Origin of the sequence: Nocardioides alcanivorans, from assembly GCF_021555175.1 — a bacterium.
In the GTDB taxonomy this organism is placed as follows: Bacteria; Actinomycetota; Actinomycetes; order Propionibacteriales; family Nocardioidaceae; genus Nocardioides; species Nocardioides alcanivorans.
In genome coordinates, this window is record NZ_JAKGRW010000004.1 from 121,974 (window position 1) to 142,628 (window position 20,655).

Below are 20,655 nucleotides of genomic sequence, written 5' to 3' on the forward strand. Positions count from 1 at the left end.
CACGCGACCTCCAACTTTACCGCGACCGGTGTGCCCGCCCAAATCCGGGTCAGTGCCAGCCGCGCCGTTCGCGGAGCCACTGCCAGGCGACCTCGCCCTGCCATGCCTGGGCGGCGCGCAGCCACGGCGAGTTCGAGGGTACGGCGTCGCTCGCCATCGCGAGGAAGTAGCCGGTCAGCACTGCGAGCGCGACGTCCAGCAGCTCCGGATCGGCGTTGCGGAGCAGGGGCCGGTCCTGGATGACCTGCTCCACGTCGACGCCGTCCCCTCGCGCGCTGATGAGCAGGCAGAGGCTGTCGAACCAGTCGGGGCCCACCGCGGCCCAGTTCCAGTCGCACAGCAGCGCCCGGCCGTCGCGGCCGAGCAGCACGTTGTCGTCGCGCACGTCGGAGTGCACGAGCGTGTGACCGGTGAGCTCGCCCACCCGAGCAGCAAGGTCGGCGGCATCGAGCCCGTGGGGGAGTCCGGGGTCACCGACCAGGAGGCGACCGTGCCAGAGCTTGGCCATCGGGGCGAGGTCGTCGGCCAGCTGCCCGGCGTCGTGGACGGGGTTCGGGGTGAGCCCGGCGGCGAGTTCCTCGAGCAGGTCGAGTGCCCGGTCGAGTTCAGGGGCTGCCACGGACGTGCCGGGAGCTGGTTGTCGGCGTACTCGATGCCGAGCACCACCCAGTCCGCGTCGATGAGCCACTGGAGCCGGGGGACCGGCAGCCCTTCGGGCAGCGAGGCCAGGCGCTGGGCCTCGGCGCGGTAGGAGGCGGCGAAGAGGCGTTGTGCCTTCGTCGAGGCCGCCTTCACGAAGTGTCGACTGCCGTCGGCCAGCGTGAGCACGGACGCGAAACCGGGGGTGAATCCCGCGCCCTGCGAGGCGGCGTCGACCACGGGACCACCCAGGCGCCGTTCGATCTCGGCCCGGAGCTCCGGCGGCAGGTGCGGCCACGGGAGCCGGCGTGCGGTGCGGCCGTGTGGCACGGGATCGGGGTGCGTCACGAGCAACCATCCAACAGGGGAGAGGCGGAACCACGGAAGCGGGGTGGACGACAACGTCGTCCACCCCGCTTCGGTGAATGTTGGCTCAATGAGGTCGAGCGCGGCTCACCGGTAGCGCGTGGTGCACATCCAGGTGTGCACCTTGGCCTTCTTGCCGGCCTTCTTCTTGGCGAGCTTCTTGGCCTTGCCCTTCTTGAAGGCGACGCCCCAGCCGACCTTGGCGATCCGACCGTTCTTGACCTTCACCGCGACGGCGGCGCAGCCGTTGCGCACCCAGACGACGGGCTTGCAGCCCGAGCCGGACGCACCAGATGCCTTCGCACGCTTCTTGCAGTGCTTCTTGGCCGCCTTCTTCGCCTTCTTCTTCGACGCCTTGTCGTAGCTCCAGCCGCTCCACCCGTTGGAGGTGTTGAGTGCGATGGCGCCGTAGTTGACCCGACGGGCCGAGGTACGGGCCGCCGAGTTGCTGGTCTCGGATGCGCTCTCGCCAGCCGTCCCGGTGGCGTTGGCCGGCGACAGCGCGCCGAGTACACCGACGGTGAGCAGCAGCGCCGTCAGCAGCAGCCCGAGTTTGCGGAGACGTCCAGTCCCGATCCTGGTCATGTGGTTCTCTCCCTCATGGAGCCGGCGACGTTCGCCGGCCATCACTCGGCGTACCCACCTGAACGACGCTGAAACCAACTGATGCGTCGACTTCGTGGCCGGCATGGGACAATGGGCGTTCGACGCCTTGCACCGCCTGACGCCCTTGGAAGAACGCCACGTGACCAACGCTCCCCAGCCCGGCAAGACCGATGCCGCGATCCTTCGCAACTTCTGCATCATCGCGCACATCGACCACGGCAAGTCCACCCTTGCCGACCGCATGCTCCAGTTGACCGGAGTGGTCGATGCGCGGGCGGCGCGGGCGCAGTACCTCGACCGCATGGACATCGAGCGCGAACGCGGCATCACCATCAAGAGCCAAGCGGTCCGGATGCCGTGGACGGTGCCTGACGGCAACGAGCAGGGCGCGGAGCCCGGCACCTACGTGCTCAACATGATCGACACTCCCGGCCACGTCGACTTCACCTATGAGGTCTCGCGGTCCCTGGAGGCGTGCGAGGCGGCGATCCTCCTCGTCGACGCTGCTCAGGGCATCGAGGCACAGACGCTTGCCAACCTCTACCTGGCGATGAGTGCCGACCTGCACATCATCCCGGTGCTCAACAAGATCGACCTGCCCAGTGCCAACCCGGAGAAGTACGCCGCCGAGCTCGCGGGCCTCGTGGGCTGCGAGCCCGAGGACGTGCTCCGGGTGAGCGCGAAGTCCGGGATCGGTGTCGAGGAGCTGCTCAACGAGATCGTCAAGCAGACCCCGGCGCCCGTCGGGGACACGCAGGGACCGGCCCGTGCCCTCATCTTCGACTCGGTCTATGACACCTACCGTGGCGTGGTCACCTACGTGCGTGTGATCGACGGCAAGCTGAGCCACCGCGACCGGATCAAGATGATGTCGACCAACGCCGTGCACGAGATGCTCGAGGTCGGCGTGATCAGCCCCGAGCCGGTCAAGGCCGGGGAGATCGGTGTCGGCGAGGTCGGCTACCTGATCACCGGAGTGAAGGACGTCCGCCAGTCCCGCGTCGGAGACACCGTCACCACGCAACACGGCGGGGCGACCGAGGCGCTGGGGGCTACAAGCACCCCAACCCGATGGTCTATGCGGGTCTCTACCCGATGGACGGTGACCAGTTCGGTGAGCTTCGCGAGGCGCTCGAGAAGCTCCAACTCAACGATGCGGCTCTCACCTATGAGCCGGAGACCTCCGGTGCGCTCGGCTTTGGCTTCCGCTGTGGCTTCCTGGGCCTGCTCCACATGGAGATCACCCGGGACCGCCTGGAGCGGGAGTTCAACCTCGACCTGATCTCGACTGCCCCCAACGTGGTCTACGGGGTCGTGATGGAGGACGGCAGCGAGCACGACGTGACCAACCCCAGTGAGTTCCCGGAAGGCAAGATCGCCGAGGTCCGCGAGCCCGTCGTACGCGCAACGATCCTGAGCCCGGCCGACTACATCGGCACGATCATGGAGCTGTGCCAGCAGAAGCGCGGCACCCTGCAGGGGATGGACTACCTCTCCGAGGACCGTGTCGAGATGCGTTACGTCCTGCCCATGGGCGAGATCGTGTTCGACTTCTTCGACCAGCTCAAGTCGCGCACCAAGGGCTATGCGTCCCTCGACTACGAACGCTCCGGCGAGCAGGCCGCCGACCTGGTCAAGGTCGACATCCTGCTCCAGGGTGAGCCGGTCGACGCCTTCTCGGCGATCGTCCACCGTGACGCCGCCTACGGATACGGCGTGATGATGGCCGGAAAGCTCAAGGAGCTGATCCCGCGGCAGCAGTTCGAGGTGCCGATCCAGGCCGCCATCGGTGCCCGGGTGATCGCGCGGGAGAACATCCGGGCGATCCGCAAGGACGTGCTCGCCAAGTGCTACGGCGGTGACATCAGCCGCAAGCGCAAGCTGCTCGAGAAGCAGAAGGAGGGCAAGAAGCGGATGAAGATGGTCGGCCGCGTGGAGGTCCCCCAGGAGGCATTCGTCGCAGCGCTCTCCACCAGCGGAGGCGGCACTGCCGACAAGACGTCCGGCGGGAAGAAGTAGTACCGGACCGCCTTGGAGGGCGCTCGGTTCAGGGCGCCTGAAGGAGAGCCACCAACATGGCGACGAGGTCGTCCACGACGCGTGCCATGGGGGTCGTACGGCGTCCCTGGGCCTGTTCGTGCTCCTGGTCCGCCAACACCTGCAACGTGAGTTGGGCGACCCACCGCTGGCGCCTGGCGTAGTCGTGTGCGCCCACGTGCTGCAACTGCGCACGCATGGCGGTCTCGACCTCCGTGAGCCGTGCGGGACGAGGGGGCAGCCGGTTGGTCGCGTGCCCGCTGCGGAACTCCACGACCTTGGCGAGGAACCGGAGGTACCAGGTCGGACTGCTCGGGGTGCCTCGCTCGACGATCTCAGCGAGCGGCAGCACGAAGCAACGGACCAAGTCGTCGAGTGCGGGAGGAACGTCGGTGCTCAAGAGGGCCGCGGCCAGCTCGGTACGGCGTTGCTCGACGGGTCGGGAGCGGTGCTCGATGATCGCGCTCACCAGCCCGTCGCGGGATCCGAAGTGATACTGCGCGGCAGAGTTGTTGCGCTGTTCAGCGGCGAGCCCGACGTTGCGCAAGGAGACGGCCTCGACGCCCCGTTCCGCGAAGAGCTGTTCGGCTACCTCGATCATGCGCACGCGGGCCGGCGAGGTGGGGCGGGGGCTCGGAGGGTGTTCGGTCACGGCCGGAGGCTACCCGAGTGGAAGGGGCGGTTGACCAACTTAAGACAAGTATCTTAACTTGGTGGTGACACAGTCCCGACCGAGGAGTCATCGTGGCGTTCCCCGAGAACCAGAAGAAGGCGGCCCGCGCCGCCTTCGGTCTGTTCAACCCCGCCCAAGGGGTGCACATCTTCTCCCGTGCGCACAGCGCCGAGCAGCAGCCGGTCGTCGTGGAGGTGGCTCCGCGCACCTGGCTCATCCAGCCGGGCATGGTCAATGTCGGCCTCTTCGAGACCGATGAGGGGCTCGTCATGGTCGATGCAGGGTGCGCCGGCGACGGCCCCTCGCTGCTCGCGGCGGTGCGTTCGCTCAGCGACAAGCCGCTGCACACGGTGGTCTACACCCACGGCCACAGCGACCACTGCTTCGGGCTGTGGGCCTTCCTGGAGGCAGGTGAGAAGCCTGAGATCGTGGCCCACGAGAACGTCATCGCCCACTTCGAGCGCTACATCAAGACCGCGGGGCTCAACGGTCACATCAATCGCCAGCAGCCCGGTCCCGACGGCAAGCGGTGGGCGGAGAAGCCGGACGACTTCGACTGGCCCACGCGCACCTATCGCGACACCCTCGAGATCACGGTGGGCGGTGAACGCTTCGTGCTGCGTCACGGCAAGGGCGAGACCGACGACGCGACCTGGGTGTGGGCGCCGGAGCGCCGGGTGATCGCCGCAGGCGACCTGCTCACCGGGTACTTCCCCAACGCCGGCAATCCCCGCAAGGTCCAGCGCTTCGCGGAGGAGTGGGCCGACGCCGCCGAGGAGATGGCTGCGCTCCGACCGCTCGCGGTCATCACCGGGCACGGCGAGCTCGCCACGGGTGAGGAGGCGCTGCAGGACGAGCTCACCACCTTGTCGGGCTACCTTCGCCACATCGTCGACCACACCCTGCGTGGGCTCAATGAGGGACTGATGCACGACGAGATCGTGGACAGCCTCGAGATCCCGGACGAGTACCGGCTCCACCCGCGGCTGCCGGCGGTCTACGACCAGCCGGAGTTCGTCTGCCGCAACGTGATCCGGCGCTACTCCGGGTGGTGGGACGGCTACCCGGCCAACCTGCTCCCCGCCCCCTACGCCGATCGGGCCCGCGAGATCGCAGCGCTCGCGGGAGGGGTCGACGTACTCGTGGCGCGGGCCCGGGAGCTTGCCGACACCGACCTCGCGCTCGCGGGCCACCTGGCCGAGTGGGCCTTCTGGGCCGATCGCAATGACGCCGACGCGCAGGCGGCGTACGTCGACATCCTCGAACGTCGTGCGCAACAGCAGTCTGGTCTGATGGCCCAGGTCGGACTGCGGTGGAGCAAGCAGTACGCAGATCTCGCAGCCCAGGAGGCAACCCGATGAGCAACTCCCGCCCCAACATCGTCGTCGTCCTGCTCGACGACGTCGGCTTCGGCGCCGCTTCCACCTTCGGCGGTCCCGTGCACACCCCGACGCTCGACCGGCTGGCCGCCCGTGGGCTGCGTTACAACCGCTTCCACACCACGGCGATCTGCTCCCCGACCAGGGCATCCCTGCTCACCGGGCGCGACGCCCACGTGACGGGGGTGGGCACGGTGCTCAACTCCGCCTTCGACCACCCCGCCTACCGTGGCGTGCTGCGTGACGAGACGGCGATGGTGCCACGGCACCTCTCCGACGCTGGATACAGCACGGCCTGCATCGGCAAGTGGCACCTGTCGCCCACGTGGGAGAGTTCCCAGGTCGGGCCGTTCACCCGGTGGCCGACGGGCCGTGGGTTCGACCACTTCTACGGCTTCCTGGGCGGCGAGACCCATCAGTTCGAGCCGACCCTCTACGAGGGAACCCGCCCGGTCCACCGTCCCGAGGGGGACGACTACCACCTCACCGAGGACCTCGTGGACAAGTCGGTGGAGTGGATCCGGATGCAGCGGGCCATGACGCCGGACCGACCCTTCTTCCTCTACCTGACCCCCGGCGCCACCCACGCGCCGCTCCACGTGCCGCAGGGCTGGCGCGAGAAGTACGCCGGTTCGTTCGACCAGGGCTGGGACGTCGTCCGGGAGCAGACCTGGGCCAAGCAGCTGGCAGAGGGCGTCACTCCCGAGGGCACCGGGCTGACCCCACGTCCGGAGGAGATCCCGGCGTGGGAGACCCTCAGCGCCGACGAGCGCACGGTCGCTGCTCGACTGATGGAGGTCTACGCCGCGTTCCTCGAGCACACCGACACCCACCTGGGTCGTCTGGTGGCGGAGCTGGAGGAGAGCGGCCAGTTCGACAACACGCTCTTCTGCTACGTGGTCGGCGACAACGGCTCCAGCGCCGAGGGAGGCCCTGTGGGCGCGCTCAACTACATGGGCACGTTGCAGGGACTGGCCGAGTCCACGGAACTGCGGATGGCCGCGCTGGACCGCATCGGAACTGCGGACTCCTACGCGCAGTACCCAGCCGGCTGGGCTTGGGCCATGACCACGCCGTTCCAGTGGATGAAGCAGGTCGCCTCCCACCTGGGCGGCACCCGGAACCCGATGGTGGTCAGCTGGCCCGACGGCATCGAGGGGGCGGGGAGTGGCGCAGCCAGTTCGGCCACGTCAACGACCTGACCCCGACCTTCCTCGAGGTGGCCGGAGTCGAGGCGCCCGCGTCGGTCGACGGGGTGGCCCAGCTGCCGATGGACGGCGCCAGCCTGGTGCCGTCGTTCGCCTCCGCAGATGCGACCGAGCACCACCGGGTGCAGTACTTCGAGGTCAACGGTCATCGCTCGATCTACCGCGATGGATGGATGGCCTCCGCTCATCACGGTGGGGTGCCGTGGACCGTCGGGATGCCCGGGAAGTCCCGGGCGTTCGAGGAGGACGTGTGGGAGCTCTACGACCTCAGCACCGACTTCAGCCAGGCGCACGACGTGGCAGCGGAGCATCCGGCGCTGCTCGAGGAGCTGAAGGAGCTCTTCGACGTCGAGGCGACCCGGGCGGGGATCCTGCCGTTGCAGGACGCGCGGGTCCGACGTGCGCCACTGCCCCGCCTGTCGGAAGGGCGGACCAGCTTCACCTTCCACGAGGGCATGGTGGGAGTGCCAGAGGGCCAGGCTCCGCGGCTGCTGGGCCGTTCGTGGCACCTGGCTGCCCGGCTCCACACCGAGTCCGACGTGAAGGGTGTGATCGCCACCATGGGCGGTCGAGCAGCTGGCTGGTCGCTATGGGTGGACGAGGAGCACCGACCGGTGCTGAGCTACCGCACCTTCGAGGTCGACAGCGTCGAACTGCGAGGTGAGCCGCTGCCTGCCGGGGAGCACGTGGTCGAGATCGTCTCGGCGTACGACGGACCGGGCTTCGCACGACCGGCAGACCTCAGCCTGGTCGTGGACGGCCAGACCGTGGGCAGCGGCCGGGTGCGGGCGACACCTCCGGCGGTCTTCTCGATCGACGAGACCTTCGACATCGGCACCACCTCGGGCTCGCCGGTGGGGGAGCACCCGGTCAACTTCCCGTTCCGGGGTAGCTCGATCCGTCGGGTCGACCTCGAGCTGGACGGCTGATCGTCAGCACCAGCAACCACGAACGCCCGGCCGAGTGAACTCGGCCGGGCGTTCGTCCTCGGTTCGGCTGATCAGCCCTGGTGGATCAGGTCAGCTCTTCCAGGCGCCGTGGAAGAGCATGATGCTCTGCGACGTCGGGATGATGCCGTGGATGTTGTCCTGCCACGGAGCGAAGAAGCCGCCCTCGCCCAGTGAGGCACCAGGCACGGTCTCCGACCAGAGCTCGTCGATCGCCCTGAGGGTGTCCATGGCCTCGATGGGCTGGCTTGCCTGCAACTCGTCGATGAGCTTGTCCATGTCCTTGTTGGCGTAGCCGGCCGGGTTGGACGGCGACGTGCTGTAGATGTTGTTCGCCAGCGAGGTGTAGGGGTCCTCGGCGATGGACATCGCGCCCATGGCGAGGTCGAAGTCGTGGTCGACGTAGAGGCGCGTGGTCTGCTCCGTGATGTCGCGGAGCAGGTCGAGCTCGACCTTGAAACCAGCACTCTCCAACATGGCCTTGACGGTCACCGCGCCGGCCTGGGAGGCAGGATCGGACTGGGTGATGTAGGAGACCTCGGTGTTGGCCCCCTCGGCCTTGGCCTCCTCGACGAGGCTCTTCGCCTTGTCGAGATCGAAGCCGCCGACCTCGGAATCGGGGTAGTAGGAGAAGGCCTGGCTGTAGATGCTGCGCGACGGCATGCCCGCGCCGTTGGCGGTGCGGTCGAGGTAGAGCTCCTCGTCGAGGGCTGCGTTGATGGCCTGGCGGACCTTGAGGTTCTCGCCGGGGCGACCCTCGCGGTTGTTGATCCAGATGTTGATGCCGGAGCCAACGGGGCTCATGATGCCCGAGACACCCTCCTGGCGGGCCTCCTCGAGGACCTCCGGAGCGCGGAAGTTGGCAACGTCGATCTTGCCGGTCTTGAAGGCCTCCCACTTGGCCCGGTCGGCCTGGAGGTAGCTGAAGCGGATCTTGTCGAGGTGGGGCTTCTCGCCGAAGTAGTCGTCGTTGCGGACCAGGACGGTCTCTTCGGAGGGCTTGTAGTCCTCGACCTTGAAGGGACCGGCGCCGATCGGGGTGAACTTGTCGGGGCCGTCCTTGATGGCCGCCGGGGCGAGGATCATCCCGGCACCGGAGGTGAGCATCATCGGGAAGGTGGCCCAGGGCCGGTTCATCGTGAACTCGACCGTCAGGTCGTCGACGGGCTTCATGTCCTTGATGTTGGTCGCGAGGACCAGGACGTTGAAGCCCCGGTTCTCCATGAAGTAGCCGATGCTGCCCAGGACCGCTGCCGAGTTGACGGGGCTGCCGTCGCTGAACGTGGCGCCCTCGCGGAGCTTCAGGGTGAAGGTGATGTCGTCGTCGGTCTCCAGGGACTCGGCCAGGAGCGGCACGTAGGTGTTCTGCTCGACGTCGTAGCGCAGCAGCGTGTCGTAGATCGCCGCGAGCACGTTGCCGCCGACCGCCCCGTTGGGGATCGTCTTGGTCGGGTCGAAGCTGCGGGCCTCGCCGTACTCGACCATCTCGAGGGTGCCGCCATCCTTGGGCTCTCCCGGGTCGCTGGTGTCCCCGACGATGCCCTGGGTGTAGATCTCCGCCTTCGACATCGCACCTCCGCCGGTGCTGTTGTCGTCCTTCTTGTCGTCATCGCCCGAGTCGGCACAGCCGGTGAGCAGCAGTGCTCCGGCCATGACGGCGACAGCAACGCGGTTTCGCGTCGCGGTGCGGTTCAGCATGAATCCTCCATGGGCTGGGATCCGTCCGCGCCAGAGGCACGGGTCGTGGATGTGTCGGACGTCACATTAGGTGACGACGTACCGGCCATCCCGGTGATTGGTCCCATTCACCGGAAATGGCGAGACGCCCAGTCGAATGATTCGACCGGGCGCCTCGCTGACGCTGGCTGTTTGATCAGCTTGTGCGGATCATTCCTTCCAGGCGTCGTGGTAGAGCTGGATGTCGTTCGACGACTTGTCGATGCCGTGGATGTTGTCCTGCCACGGGCTGAAGAAGCCGCCCTCGGCCAGTACCACGGACGGGATGCTCTCCTGCCACAGCTTGTTGATCGCCTCGAGGGTGTCGATCGCCTCAAGTGGCTGCTTGGTCTGGAGCTCGTCGATGAGTGCGTCCATCTCCTTGTTGGCGTAGCCGGCCGGGTTGGACGGCGATCCGGAGTAGATGTTGTTCATCAGCGACATGTAGGGGTCTTCCGCGATGCTCATGGCGCCGAGTGCGAGGTCGAAGTCGTTGGTGGCGTAGAGGCGAGCAACCTGCTCAGCCACGTCGCGCACCAGGTCGAGCTCGATCTTGAAGCCGGCGTCCTCGAGCATGGCCTTGACGGTCACCGCGCCGGCCTGGGAGGCCGGGTCGGACTGGCCGACGTACTGCATCTCGGTGACGGCGCCTTCGGCCTTGGCCTCTTCGACGAGCTTCTTCGCCAGGTCGGCGTCGTAGTCGGCGGTCTCGATGTCGGTGTAATAGGGGAACGCCTTGGAGTAGATGTTCCGCGACGGCAGGCCGGCGCCGTCGGCCGTGCGCTCGAGGTAGAGCTCGTTGTCGATGGCGGCGTTGATGGCCTGGCGGACCTTGAGGTTCTCGCCGGGGCGACCCTCGCGGCTGTTGATCCAGATGGTGTTGCCGTTGCCGACGGGGGTCATGTAGCCGGGGTGGCCAGCCCTGCGGGCCTCTTCGAGCACCTTGGGGGCGCGGATGCTGATCACGTCGACGTTGCCGGTCTGGAAGGCCTCGTACTTGGCCTGGTCGGCCTGGATCCAGGTGAAGCGGATCTTGTCGAGGTGCGGCTTCTCACCGAAGTAGTCGTCGTTGCGGACGAGGGTGAGCTCTTCGGCGGGCTTGTAGGACTCGAACTTGAAGGGACCCGCGCCGATCGGGGTGAACTTGTCCGGACCGCCCTTGATCGCGGCCGGGGCCAGGATCATGCCGGCCCCCGAGGTGAGCATCATCGGGAAGGTCGCCCACGGCTTGTTCAGGGTGAACTCGACCGTCAGGTCGTCGACCGGCTTCATCTCCTTGATGTTGCCCGCGAGCAACGCCGTGTTGAAGCCCCGGTTCTCCATGAAGTAGCCGATGCTGCCGATCACGGCCTCGGCGTTGAGCGGCGTGCCATCGCTGAACGTGGCACCCTCGCGGAGCTTCAGGGTGAAGGTGGTGTCGTCATCCGTCTCCAGCGACTCCGCGAGGAGGGGCGCATAGGTGTTCTCGACGTTGTCGTAGCGCAGCAGCGTGTCGTAGACGGCGGCGAGGGCGTTGCCGCCGACGGCGCCGCTCGGGATCGTCTTGGTCGGGTCGAGGCTGCGGGCCTCGGAGTAGTCGACCACCTCGAGGGTGCCGCCGTCCTTGGGCGTGCCCTCGTCGGCGGGCACGTTCACGGGACCGCGGACATAGATCTCATCCGTGGTCATCTCCCCGCCGCCGTTGCCGGCGTTGGAGTTGTTGTCCTTGTCGTCATCGCCCGAGTCGGCGCAGCCGGTGAGCAGCAACGCTCCGGCCATCACGGCAACTGCGACACGGTTGCGCGTCGCGGTGCGGTTCAGCATGAATCCTCCATGGGCTGGGTGCAGTCCGGCCAGGGCCGGGTCGGCGGGTGTCGGAGGTCACACTAGGTACGTGACGTGGACCGCATGGCCTACGAGTCCCGCTCACCGGATACGGCGAAGCGTCCGGTCGATTGAATCGACCGGACGCTTCGGTGATGCTCTCAGCCTGGGTGGCCGTTGTGCCTCGGTGTCGAGGCGGTCAACCCCTTGAGGTCACGCCTTCCAGGCGTCGTGGTAGAGCATGATGCCCTGCGACGTGGGCATGATGCCGTGGATGTCCTCCTGCCACGGGGTGAAGAAGCCGCCGTTGGCGAGCGTCACCGCCGGGACCGTCTCCTGCCAGAGCTTGTTGATCTCCTCGAGGGTGTCGATCGCCTCGACGGGCTGCTTGGTCTGGAGCTCGTCGATGAGTGCGTCCATCTCCTTGTTGGCGTAGCCGGCCGGGTTGGCAGGCGACGTGGAGTAGATGTTGTTCATCAGCGACATGTACGGGTCCTCGGCGATGCTCATGGAGCCAAGTGCCAGGTCGAAGTCGTTGGTGACGTAGAGGCGAGCGGTCTGCTCGGCGACGTCGCGGACCAGGTCGAGGGTGATCTTGAAGCCGGCGTCCTCGAGCATGGCCTTGACGGTCACCGCGCCGGCCTGCGAGGCCGGGTCGGACTGGCCGACGTAGCTCATCGCGGTCTCTGCGCCTTCGGCCTTGGCCTCTTCGACCAGCTTCTTCGCCAGGTCGGCGTCGAAGTCGGCGGTCTCGATGTCGGTGTAGTAGGGGAACGCCTTGGAGTAGATGTTCCGCGTGGGCAGACCTGCTCCGTCCTGGGTGCGCTCGAGGTAGAGCTCGGGGTCGATCGCAGCGTTGATCGCCTGGCGGATCTTGAGATCCGCGCCCGGACGGCCCTCACGGCTGTTGATCCAGATCGTGTTGCCCTGCCCGACCGGTGCCATGATGCCGGGCAGGCCGGCCGCGCGAGCGTCTTCGAGCACCTTGGGCGCGCGGACGCTGATCACGTCGACGTTGCCGGTCTGGAAGGCCTCGTACTTGGCCTGGTCGGCCTGGATCCAGGTGAAGCGGATCTTGTCGAGGTGCGGCTTCTCGCCGAAGTAGTCATCGTTGCGGACAACGGTGAGCTCCTCGGACGGCTTGTAGGCGTCGAACTTGAAGGGACCCGCGCCGATCGGGGTGAACTTGTCCGGGCCACCCTTGATGGCGGCCGGGGCGAGGATCATGCCGGCGCCCGACGTGAGCATCATCGGGAAGGTCGCCCACGGCTTGTTCAGGGTGAACTCGACGGTGAGGTCGTCGACCGGCTTCATCTCCTTGATGTTGCCGGCGAGCAGCGCGACGTTGAAGCCCCGGTTCTCCATGAAGTAGCCGATGCTGCCGATCACGGCCTCGGCGTTGAGCGGCGTGCCGTCGCTGAACTTCACGCCCTCACGCAGCTTCAGCGTGAAGACCTGGTCATCGGTCGTCTCGAGGGACTCGGCCAGCAGGGGGATGTAGGTGTTCTCGTCGTTGTCGTAGCGCAGCAGCGTGTCGTAGACGGCAGCGAGAACGTTGCCACCCACTGCACCGTTCGGGATGGTCTTGGTCGGGTCGAGGCTGCGGGCCTCGGCGTACTCCACGACCTCGAGGGTGCCGCCGTCCTTGGGCGTGCCCTCGTCGGCGGGGACGTTGACGACGCCCCTGGTGTAGATCTCGTCCTTGCTCATCTCCCCGCCGCCGTTGCCGGCGTTGGAGTTGTTGTCCTTGTCATCGCCCGAGTCCGCACAACCGGTGAGCAGCAGGGCTCCGGCCATGACGGCGACAGCGACGCGGTTGCGCGTCGCGGTGCGGTTCAGCATGCATCCTCCATGTACTGGTGCCGTCCGAGCAGAGTCGGATCAGCAGGTGTCGGGCGTCACGCTAAGGACGTGACTTAAGTCGCGCGGTGGAGATTCCCATTCACCGGAAGAGGGCAGCCCTCAATCCTTGAACCCTTCGAAATGGGCGAAGTGCCCGACCGGTCTCGGTCGGGCACTTCGGGTGGAGCAGGTGGCGCCGGGTGGCTGGCCTCGTCGGTCAGGACTTCCAGGCGTCGTGGTAGAGCATGATGTTCTGCGAGGTCGGGATGATGCCGTGGACGTTCTTCTGCCAGGGGGAGAAGAAGCCGCCCTCGGAGATGACCACGTTGGGGACGGTCTCCTGCCACAGCGCGTCGATCTCGGCCAGGATGTCCATCGCCTCGATGGGCTGCTTCGCCTGCAGTTCATCGAGGAGCTTGTCCATGTCCTTGTTGGCGTAGCCCAGCGCGTTCGACGGCGAGGTGCTGTAGGCGTTGCTCATGAACGACGTGTAGGGGTCCTCGGCGATGCTCAGCGCGCCCATGGCCAGGTCGAAGTCGTGGGTGCCGTAGGTGCGGGCAGTCTGCTCCGCGACGTCGCGCAGCAGGTCCAGCTCGATGGTGAGGCCAGCTTCCTCCAGCATGGCCTGGATGGTCACCGCAGCCGACTGCGACACGGGGTCGGACTGTCCGATGTAGGTCAGGTTGGTGTCGGCGCCCTCGGCCTTGGCCTCTTCGACGAGCTGCTTGGCGGCTGCGGGGTCGTGGTCTGCGTCCTCGATCGGCGTGGAGTAGGGCCAGGCCTGGGAGAAGACGCTGTTGGTGGGCAGGCCAGCACCGTCCTGGGTGCGGTCGAGGTAGAGCTCGTTGTCGATGGCAGCCTTGATCGCCTGACGGATCTTCAGGTTGTTGCCGGGGCGGTCCTCGCGGTTGTTGATGTTGATGGTGCCACCGGCGCCGACGGTGTACATGATGCCGGCGTTGCCGGCCTGGCGCGCTTCCTCGAGCACCTTGGGGGCGCGAACGCTGACGACGTCGACCTCACCCGTCTTGAAGGAGTCGTACTTTGCCTGGTCGGCCTGGATCCAGGTGAAGCGGATCTTGTCGAGGTGGGCCTTCTCACCGAAGTAGTCATCGTTGCGGACAACGGTGAGCTCCTCGGAGGGCTTGTAGGACTCGAACTTGAAGGGACCCGCGCCGATCGGCTTGAAGTTGTCGGGGCCACCCTTGATCGCGGCCGGGGCGAGGATCATGCCGGCGCCCGAGGTGAGCATCATCGGGAAGGTCGCCCAGGGCTTGTTCAGGGTGAACTCGACGGTGAGGTCGTCGACGGCCGACATGTCCTTGATGTTGGTCCCGAGGACCAGCACGTTGAAGCCCCGGTTCTCCATGAAGTAGCCGATGCTGCCGATCACGGCTTCGGCGTTGAGCGGCGTGCCGTCGGTGAACTTGACGCCCTCGCGCAGCTTCAGCGTGAAGACCGTGTCATCGGTGGTCTCGAGGGACTCGGCCAGCAGCGGGACGTACTTGTTCTCGGCCACGTCGTAACGAAGCAACGTGTCGTAGATCGCGGCGAGGGCGTTGCCGCCGACGGCGCCGTTGGGGATGGTCTTGGTGGGATCGAGGCTGCGGGCCTCGGCGTACTCGACCACTGCGAGCGTGCCGCCGTCCTTCGGGTCCCCAGCGTCGGCCTGCTTGCCGACGACACCCTGGACGTAGATCTCCTCCTTCGACAGGGCGGCGTTGTCGGACGAGTCGTTGTCCTTCTTCTCGTCGTCGGTGTTGGCGCAGCCCGTGAGCAGCAACGCTCCGGCGACGGCGACAACGGCAAAGCGCTTGAGCTTCGCAGTGCGGTTCAGCATCAATCCTCCAGATCCGGGGCCGGGTCGACGTGGAATCAGCCCGGTGTGTCGACGGACACGCTATGGAGATGCCGAACACTCCTTGAGTTCTTGTCCCGGTCATTGGGTGGAAACGCACGGTGCAGTGCGCCCATGGGTTTCCGGAAAGATCCTCGCCTTTCCCTACCCGCCAGTAGGGATAGTGATCTAGGTTACTTGCAGGACTGTCAGCCCCGAGTGGTCAGAGCCCACCGCCGAACGAGAGAGCCACGATCTTATGCCGATCAACTACGACGCCTCCTTCATCGAAACCATGCCCAAGAACGTGGCCGTCCAGTTCCTCGACCGGGTCCGCAAGTCGGGGCCCGCAGAAGCCTTCCGCTTCCCGCGGGGCGAGGGCTGGGAATCGCTCACCTGGCAGCAGGCCGGTGACCGGGCCACCAAGCTCGCGGCCGGGCTGCTGGCGCTCGGCATCGAATCCGAGCAGCGGGTCGGCATTCTCTCCAACACCCGGATCGAGTGGATCCTGGCCGACCTGGCGGTGATGCTCTCCGGCGGTGCCACCACGACGGTCTATCCGAGCAGCCACGCGGCCGACTCGGCCTACATCGTCGGTGACGCCGAGTGCCGGGTGATCTTCGCCGAGGACGACGAGCAGGTCGCCAAGCTGGTCGAGCACCGCGACGAGCTGCCCGCCCTGAGCAAGGTGGTCGTCTTCGACGGCACCGCCGACGGGGACTGGATCATCGGTTTCGATGACCTTGCCGCGCTCGGCGAGGAGTTCCTCAGCAGCCATCCCGGCACCATCGAGGAGCACGCCGAGGCGATTCGTCCCGACCAGATCGCCACCTTGATCTACACCTCCGGCACGACGGGCCGCCCCAAGGGGTGCGTCTCAAGCACAGCTCGTGGGTGTACGAGGGCGAGGCGATCCGCAACCAGAACATCCTCGACGAGACCGATCTGCAGTTCCTGTGGCTGCCGATGGCCCACTCGTTCGGCAAGGTCCTGCTGTCGGCCCAGATGGCCTGTGGTTTCGCCACGGCGATCGACGGTCGGATCGACAAGATCATCGACAACCTGGCCGTCGTGAGGCCGACCTTCATGGGTGCAGCGCCGCGGATCTTCGAGAAGGCCTACGCCAAGATCATCACCATGCAGCAGGCCGAGGGCGGCCTCAAGGAGAAGATCTTCAATCAGGCCTTCGCCGTCGGTCGCAAGGTCGACGAGCTGAAGCGAGAGGGCAAGTCCATCCCGCTCGGGCTGAAGGTCCAGCACGGCCTCTTCGACAAGCTCGTCTTCTCGAAGGTCCGTGATCGCTTCGGTGGCCGCGTCCGCTTCTTCATCTCCGGAGCTGCTGCCCTCAACAAGGACGTCGCCGAGTGGTTCCACTCCGCAGGCATCGTGATCCTCGAGGGCTACGGGCTCACGGAGACCTCAGCAGGTGCGTTCGTCAACCACCCCCATGAGTACCGCTTCGGCACGGTCGGCCCGGTCTTCACCGGCAGCGAGGTGCGCATCGTCGACGACAGCGGCAACGATGCGGCCGAGGGCGAGGTCTGGGTTCGCGGACCGGGCGTCATGGAGGGCTATCACAACCTGCCTGAGGAGACGGCCAAGGCACTGACGTCCGACGGCTGGCTCCGCACCGGAGACAAGGGATCGCTCGACGACGCCGGCTTCCTGCGGATCACGGGCCGGATCAAGGAGCTCTTCAAGACCTCGGGTGGCAAGTACATCGCCCCTCCGGCGCTGGAGGCCAAGTTCAAGGTCATCTGCCCCTACGCCAGTCAGTTCATGGTGTTCGGTGCCGAGCGCAACTATGTCGTCGCACTGGTCACGCTGGACCCGGAGGCCATGGCCGGGTGGGCCGAGGAGAACGGCATGTCCGGGGCGACCTACACCGAGATCGTCAACAGCGACAAGGTCAAGTCGATGGTGGCCGGCTACATCGACGAGCTCAACCAGGAGCTCAACCGGTGGGAGACGATCAAGAAGCACGCAATCCTCGACCACGACCTGACGATCGAGTCGGGTGAGCTCACGCCGTCCCTCAAGGTGAAGCGCAACGTCGTCGAGAACAACAACCAAGGCCTGATCGACTCGCTCTACGGGTGATCCGAGACAGTTGCCGGGTGCGGGCCGTTGGGCTCGCGCCCGGCAACTCTGATTTGATGGGTGGGTGCCCTCCGCCCTGCCTGACGGTGACCCGGCGCCGGCTGACGGCGCGTTGCCCGCTTCCGCCCTGCACGAGCGCGGGTCCGTGCCCCTCGCGTTCTACGTGCACGTGCCCTTCTGCACGACGCGATGCGGGTACTGCGACTTCAACACCTACACGGCCGAGGAGCTGGGGCAGGGCGTGTCGCGATCGACCTACGCGGACTCGGCGGTCAGCGAGATCGACCTGGCCCGCCGGGTGCTCGGCACGGACGAACGGCTCGTCGACACCGTCTTCTTCGGCGGGGGTACGCCGACACTCCTGCCGTCAGCCGACCTGGTCCAGATGCTGGAGGGCGTTCGATCTCGGTTCGGGCTGACCCCCGGCGCGGAAGTGACGACCGAGGCCAACCCGGACAGCGTCACGCCGCAGAGCTTGGCCGAGTTGCGAGAGGGAGGCTTCAACAGGCTCTCCTTCGGCATGCAGTCAGCGGTGCCCCACGTGCTGGCCACGCTCGATCGGACGCACGATCCCGAGCGAGTGCCCCGGGTCGTGGAGTGGGCCCGTGAGGCCGGCTTCGAGCAGGTCAGTCTCGATCTCATCTACGGGACGCCCGGGGAGTCGATGGGTGACTGGGAGACCTCGTTGCGCACGGCGCTCGCCTGCGCGCCCGACCACGTGTCGGCGTACTCCCTCATCGTGGAGGAGGGCACCGCGTTGGCGCGGCGGGTCCGCCGAGGTGAGGTGCCGATGACCGATGACGACGACTTCGCCGACAAGTACGAGCTGGCGGACAGGCTGCTGGGCGAGGCCGGGCTCGGCTGGTACGAGGTCTCCAACTGGTCTCGCGACGAGGCGGCACGGTGCCGCCACAACCTGCACTACTGGCGTGGCGCAGACTGGTGGGGCATTGGCCCCGGTGCCCACTCCCACGTCGGTGGGGTGCGGTGGTGGAACGTGAAGCATCCGACGGCGTACGCCCAGCGACTGGCGGCGGGGGAGTCCCCGGCTGCCGGGCGCGAGACGCTGGATCCGGAGAGCCGCCGGGTGGAACGGGTGCTCCTGGAGCTGCGGTTGCGTGAGGGACTCGACCCGGAGCTGGTGGAGCCCGACGGATTGGCAGCGTTGCCTGAGCTCCGGGCGCGCGGGTTGGTCGAGCCGGGAGACGGGCAGATCCTCCTGACCCAGCAGGGACGGCTGCTCGCCGACGCCGTGGTGCGCGCCCTGCTGCCTTGACCCGGTCCGTGCCGTGACCTGGGCCCTACCAGCGGGACCTGAGGCGCGGACGGTCGCGTGGGCAGTCAGGATGGCGCGACGTCGTCCTGCAGGAGGCACCATGCAGCCACAGCCGCCCGAGCACTCCCTCCCCGAGGACAGTGGGTTCGACCCACGCTTCGAGGGCGAGGATCTCGAGCTCTGCCGGGAACTCCTGCCGCGGGCACGAGAGGTGGTGGAGGACCCGGTGGTACGGGCTGCGGTGGCTGAGCTCGTGTCGGAACTTGCCGATTCCCCTCACGTGAGGGGAATCGCGCGGGAGCGGGTCGTCGCCTATGTCGACGGCGTCGCCGTGATGAAGGCGATGTCTTCGCTCGCCAACCGAGAGTCGGTACCGCAACTGCTGCGCAGCCCCTATCCGTTCGGGCGGGCGGGACTCGACAACCCCGACAACGTCTATCGCACTGCCAGGCTCGACGGCTCGCTCGGATATGTGTTGGAAGGTGAGCGCAACAGTTCCTACGACCTCTATCTGCAACTCATGGACGGCCAGCCGGGGAAGGCGACAGCCTGCACGAGACACTGGGGCTGCTCAGCGGCGACGACCTCGACCTCGATCCGGCGGGATGCTTCCGGGTGACCCTGGATGCGCGTGACGCGGCCCAGGTGGGCGGGCCGCACCTGATGCTTCCGCCCGGTCCGTCGATGCTGATCTTACGCGACACGCTCAACGACTGGTCGGACGAAGTGCCTGCTGCGCTGCGCCTGCGCCAGTTGAGCGGTCCGGCGCGGGAGCTGCCCTCGGAGGACCTGGCTCAGGAGGTGGCGGCGAGGACGAGGGACGCGGTGGTCTTCTGGGACCGCTACACGGCGCGGCTGTTCGGGCTGCCGGCGCAGACAGTGCTCGACCCGGCACCGTCGGTCGGCGGGCTCCCCGGTCAGGTCAGCGCCTATGGTCGCTTCGACCTGGCGCCCGGAGAGGCGCTGGAGCTGACCGTCGAGCACTGCGGGGCGCCGTACCTGGGTCTCCAGCTGGGCGACGCACTCTTCGTCTCCACCGACTACTGGGACCACGCGTCCAGCCTGAATCTCACCCAGGCCCACGTCGACGCGGGACGAGTGCGTTACGTCATCGCGGCCGAGGACCCGGGTGTCGCGAACTGGATCGACACCGCGGGCGATCTGCGTGGCCTGATCTTCCTGCGCTGGCAGGGGCTGGCGCCAGATGTGGTGCCGGGGCCCGTCGGCGTGCGCGTCGTCGCCGTGCAGGACGTAGCGGCGACCTCTGGGTTGCCACTGGTCGACTCGGTGCAACGGCGCGCTGCTGCAACGGCGCGCCGTGCCGACTTCGACCGGCGCGGTGTGTCTCCAACCTGACGGTTGCCTGCCGGCGCTCAGGAGGTCACGAAGTCGATGAGCTCCTCGACCCGTCCGATGAGTGCGGGGTCGAGGTCGTTCCAGGAGTTCACCTTGCTCAGGATGTGCTGCCAGGCACGGGCAATGTCGGTCTGGTCGCGGTGCGGCCACCCGAACTGTTGGCAGACGCCCTTCTTCCACTCGAGGTGGCGGGGCACGTCCGGCCACGACTTCTTGCCAATGCGCTCGGGCTTCACGGCCGCCCAGACATCGATGTAGGGATGGCCGACGATCAGCACGTGCTGGCCCAGGGAGAGGCCTGGATGCGCTGGGCGATCTTGCTCTCCTTCGAACCGGGCACGAGGTGGTCGACGAGTACGCCGACCTTGCGGTCGGGACCCGGACGGAAGTCGCGCAGCGACTCGGAGAGATCGTCGACTCCGCCAAGGAACTCGACGACGACGCCCTCGATCCGGAGGTCGTCACCCCAGACCTTCTCGACGAGCTCGGCGTCGTGTCGGCCTTCGACGAAGATCCGGCTGGCGCGGGCGACGCGAGCCTTGGTGCCCTGCACGGCCACTGAACCGGAGGCGGTACGCGTGGGTGCGGCCGGAGCAGTCGTGCGGATGGGCGGAACGAGCACGACGGGCTTGCCCTCGACCAGGAAGCCAGGGCCCATCGGGAAGGTACGTCGCTTGCTGCGCCGGTCCTCCAGGGTGACCGTGCGCAGGTCGCGATCGACCGCAACGACTTCGCCGCACCAGTCGGTGCTGACCTCCTCGACGACCAGGCCCTGCGTCGCCGGCAGTTCGGTGGAGCGGCCGCGTGGGGGCTTGCGCCAGTCGGTCTTGAGGACGTCGGAGCCGTAACGGTTGTGCGGGGAAGTCACCC

General features: G+C 67.1%; 16 protein-coding genes and 2 pseudogenes. 9 read left to right on the plus strand and 9 right to left on the minus strand.

Features of this window, described 5'->3' with window-relative positions:
- Positions 1–49 precede the first annotated feature (49 nt).
- Together L1066_RS02370 and L1066_RS02375 are read right to left on the minus strand one after the other, a co-directional pair.
- On the minus strand, positions 50–619 hold the full coding sequence (locus L1066_RS02370; RefSeq protein WP_235734791.1) for a hypothetical protein: 570 nt from the start codon (positions 617–619) through the stop codon (positions 50–52).
- Between the two features lie 473 nt (positions 620–1,092).
- Complete coding sequence (locus L1066_RS02375) at positions 1,093–1,590, minus strand: DUF4189 domain-containing protein (RefSeq protein ID WP_235734792.1); 498 nt, start codon at positions 1,588–1,590, stop codon at positions 1,093–1,095.
- A gap of 103 nt (positions 1,591–1,693) precedes the next feature.
- Between L1066_RS02375 and lepA the strand changes: the two are divergent.
- Positions 1,694–3,630 (plus strand): annotated as a pseudogene (lepA, locus tag L1066_RS02380) (translation elongation factor 4).
- Between the two features lie 28 nt (positions 3,631–3,658).
- On the opposite strand, the gene L1066_RS02385 reads toward lepA, so the two are convergent.
- On the minus strand, positions 3,659–4,300 hold the full coding sequence (locus tag L1066_RS02385) for a TetR/AcrR family transcriptional regulator (protein WP_235734795.1): 642 nt from the start codon (positions 4,298–4,300) through the stop codon (positions 3,659–3,661).
- 92 nt (positions 4,301–4,392) lie between these two features.
- On the opposite strand from L1066_RS02385, the gene L1066_RS02390 reads away from it, so the two are divergent.
- Genes L1066_RS02390 through L1066_RS02400 form a run of 3 tightly spaced genes read left to right on the plus strand, consistent with a single transcriptional unit; the run spans position 4,393 to position 7,837 of the window.
- Entirely contained in the window at positions 4,393–5,682 is a 1,290-nt protein-coding gene (locus L1066_RS02390) for an MBL fold metallo-hydrolase (RefSeq protein WP_235734796.1), read from the plus strand.
- On the plus strand, positions 5,679–6,902 hold the full coding sequence (locus L1066_RS02395; RefSeq protein ID WP_235734797.1) for an arylsulfatase: 1,224 nt from the start codon (positions 5,679–5,681) through the stop codon (positions 6,900–6,902). The genes L1066_RS02390 and L1066_RS02395 overlap by 4 nt, the downstream gene beginning before the upstream one ends.
- Positions 6,903–6,919: 17 nt before the next feature.
- Positions 6,920–7,837, plus strand: a complete 918-nt coding sequence (locus tag L1066_RS02400; RefSeq protein WP_235734798.1) for an alkaline phosphatase family protein — start codon at positions 6,920–6,922, stop codon at positions 7,835–7,837.
- Between the two features lie 90 nt (positions 7,838–7,927).
- On the opposite strand, the gene L1066_RS02405 is transcribed toward L1066_RS02400, so the two are convergent.
- From L1066_RS02405 to L1066_RS02420, 4 genes are all read right to left on the minus strand, one after another.
- Positions 7,928–9,553, minus strand: coding sequence for an ABC transporter substrate-binding protein (locus tag L1066_RS02405; protein ID WP_235734799.1), 1,626 nt, complete (start codon positions 9,551–9,553; stop codon positions 7,928–7,930).
- Positions 9,554–9,742: 189 nt separating this feature from the next.
- Positions 9,743–11,374, minus strand: a complete 1,632-nt coding sequence (locus L1066_RS02410) for an ABC transporter substrate-binding protein (protein ID WP_235734808.1) — start codon at positions 11,372–11,374, stop codon at positions 9,743–9,745.
- A 213-nt stretch (positions 11,375–11,587) separates the two neighbouring features.
- The gene (locus L1066_RS02415) at positions 11,588–13,216 is read right to left on the minus strand and encodes an ABC transporter substrate-binding protein (protein WP_235734809.1); all 1,629 of its coding nucleotides are present in this window, start codon (positions 13,214–13,216) and stop codon (positions 11,588–11,590) included.
- A gap of 217 nt (positions 13,217–13,433) precedes the next feature.
- Positions 13,434–15,056: an ABC transporter substrate-binding protein gene (locus tag L1066_RS02420; protein WP_235734810.1), complete on the minus strand. Its 1,623-nt coding sequence runs from the start codon at positions 15,054–15,056 to the stop codon at positions 13,434–13,436.
- A gap of 292 nt (positions 15,057–15,348) precedes the next feature.
- Between L1066_RS02420 and L1066_RS02425 the strand changes: the two are divergent.
- The 5 genes and pseudogenes from L1066_RS02425 to L1066_RS02440 form a co-directional block, all read left to right on the plus strand.
- A pseudogene (locus L1066_RS02425) lies at positions 15,349–16,571 on the plus strand (AMP-dependent synthetase/ligase); the annotation flags it as partial.
- A gap of 45 nt (positions 16,572–16,616) precedes the next feature.
- A complete protein-coding gene (locus L1066_RS29065) occupies positions 16,617–17,153 on the plus strand; it encodes a hypothetical protein (protein WP_446499889.1) in 537 nt (178 codons plus the stop codon).
- A gap of 64 nt (positions 17,154–17,217) precedes the next feature.
- Positions 17,218–18,429: a radical SAM family heme chaperone HemW gene (hemW, locus tag L1066_RS02430; protein ID WP_235734811.1), complete on the plus strand. Its 1,212-nt coding sequence runs from the start codon at positions 17,218–17,220 to the stop codon at positions 18,427–18,429.
- Between the two features lie 100 nt (positions 18,430–18,529).
- Positions 18,530–19,048: a hypothetical protein gene (locus L1066_RS02435; RefSeq protein WP_235734812.1), complete on the plus strand. Its 519-nt coding sequence runs from the start codon at positions 18,530–18,532 to the stop codon at positions 19,046–19,048.
- Positions 19,045–19,785, plus strand: a complete 741-nt coding sequence (locus tag L1066_RS02440; RefSeq protein ID WP_235734813.1) for a hypothetical protein — start codon at positions 19,045–19,047, stop codon at positions 19,783–19,785. The genes L1066_RS02435 and L1066_RS02440 overlap by 4 nt, the downstream gene beginning before the upstream one ends.
- Positions 19,786–19,802: 17 nt before the next feature.
- On the opposite strand, the gene L1066_RS27385 is transcribed toward L1066_RS02440, so the two are convergent.
- A complete protein-coding gene (locus L1066_RS27385; protein ID WP_312006802.1) occupies positions 19,803–20,063 on the minus strand; it encodes a DUF3097 family protein in 261 nt (86 codons plus the stop codon).
- Positions 20,057–20,653, minus strand: coding sequence for a DUF3097 family protein (locus L1066_RS02445; RefSeq protein WP_312006804.1), 597 nt, complete (start codon positions 20,651–20,653; stop codon positions 20,057–20,059). Before L1066_RS02445 ends, L1066_RS27385 begins: the two co-directional genes overlap by 7 nt.
- Positions 20,654–20,655 lie beyond the last annotated feature (2 nt).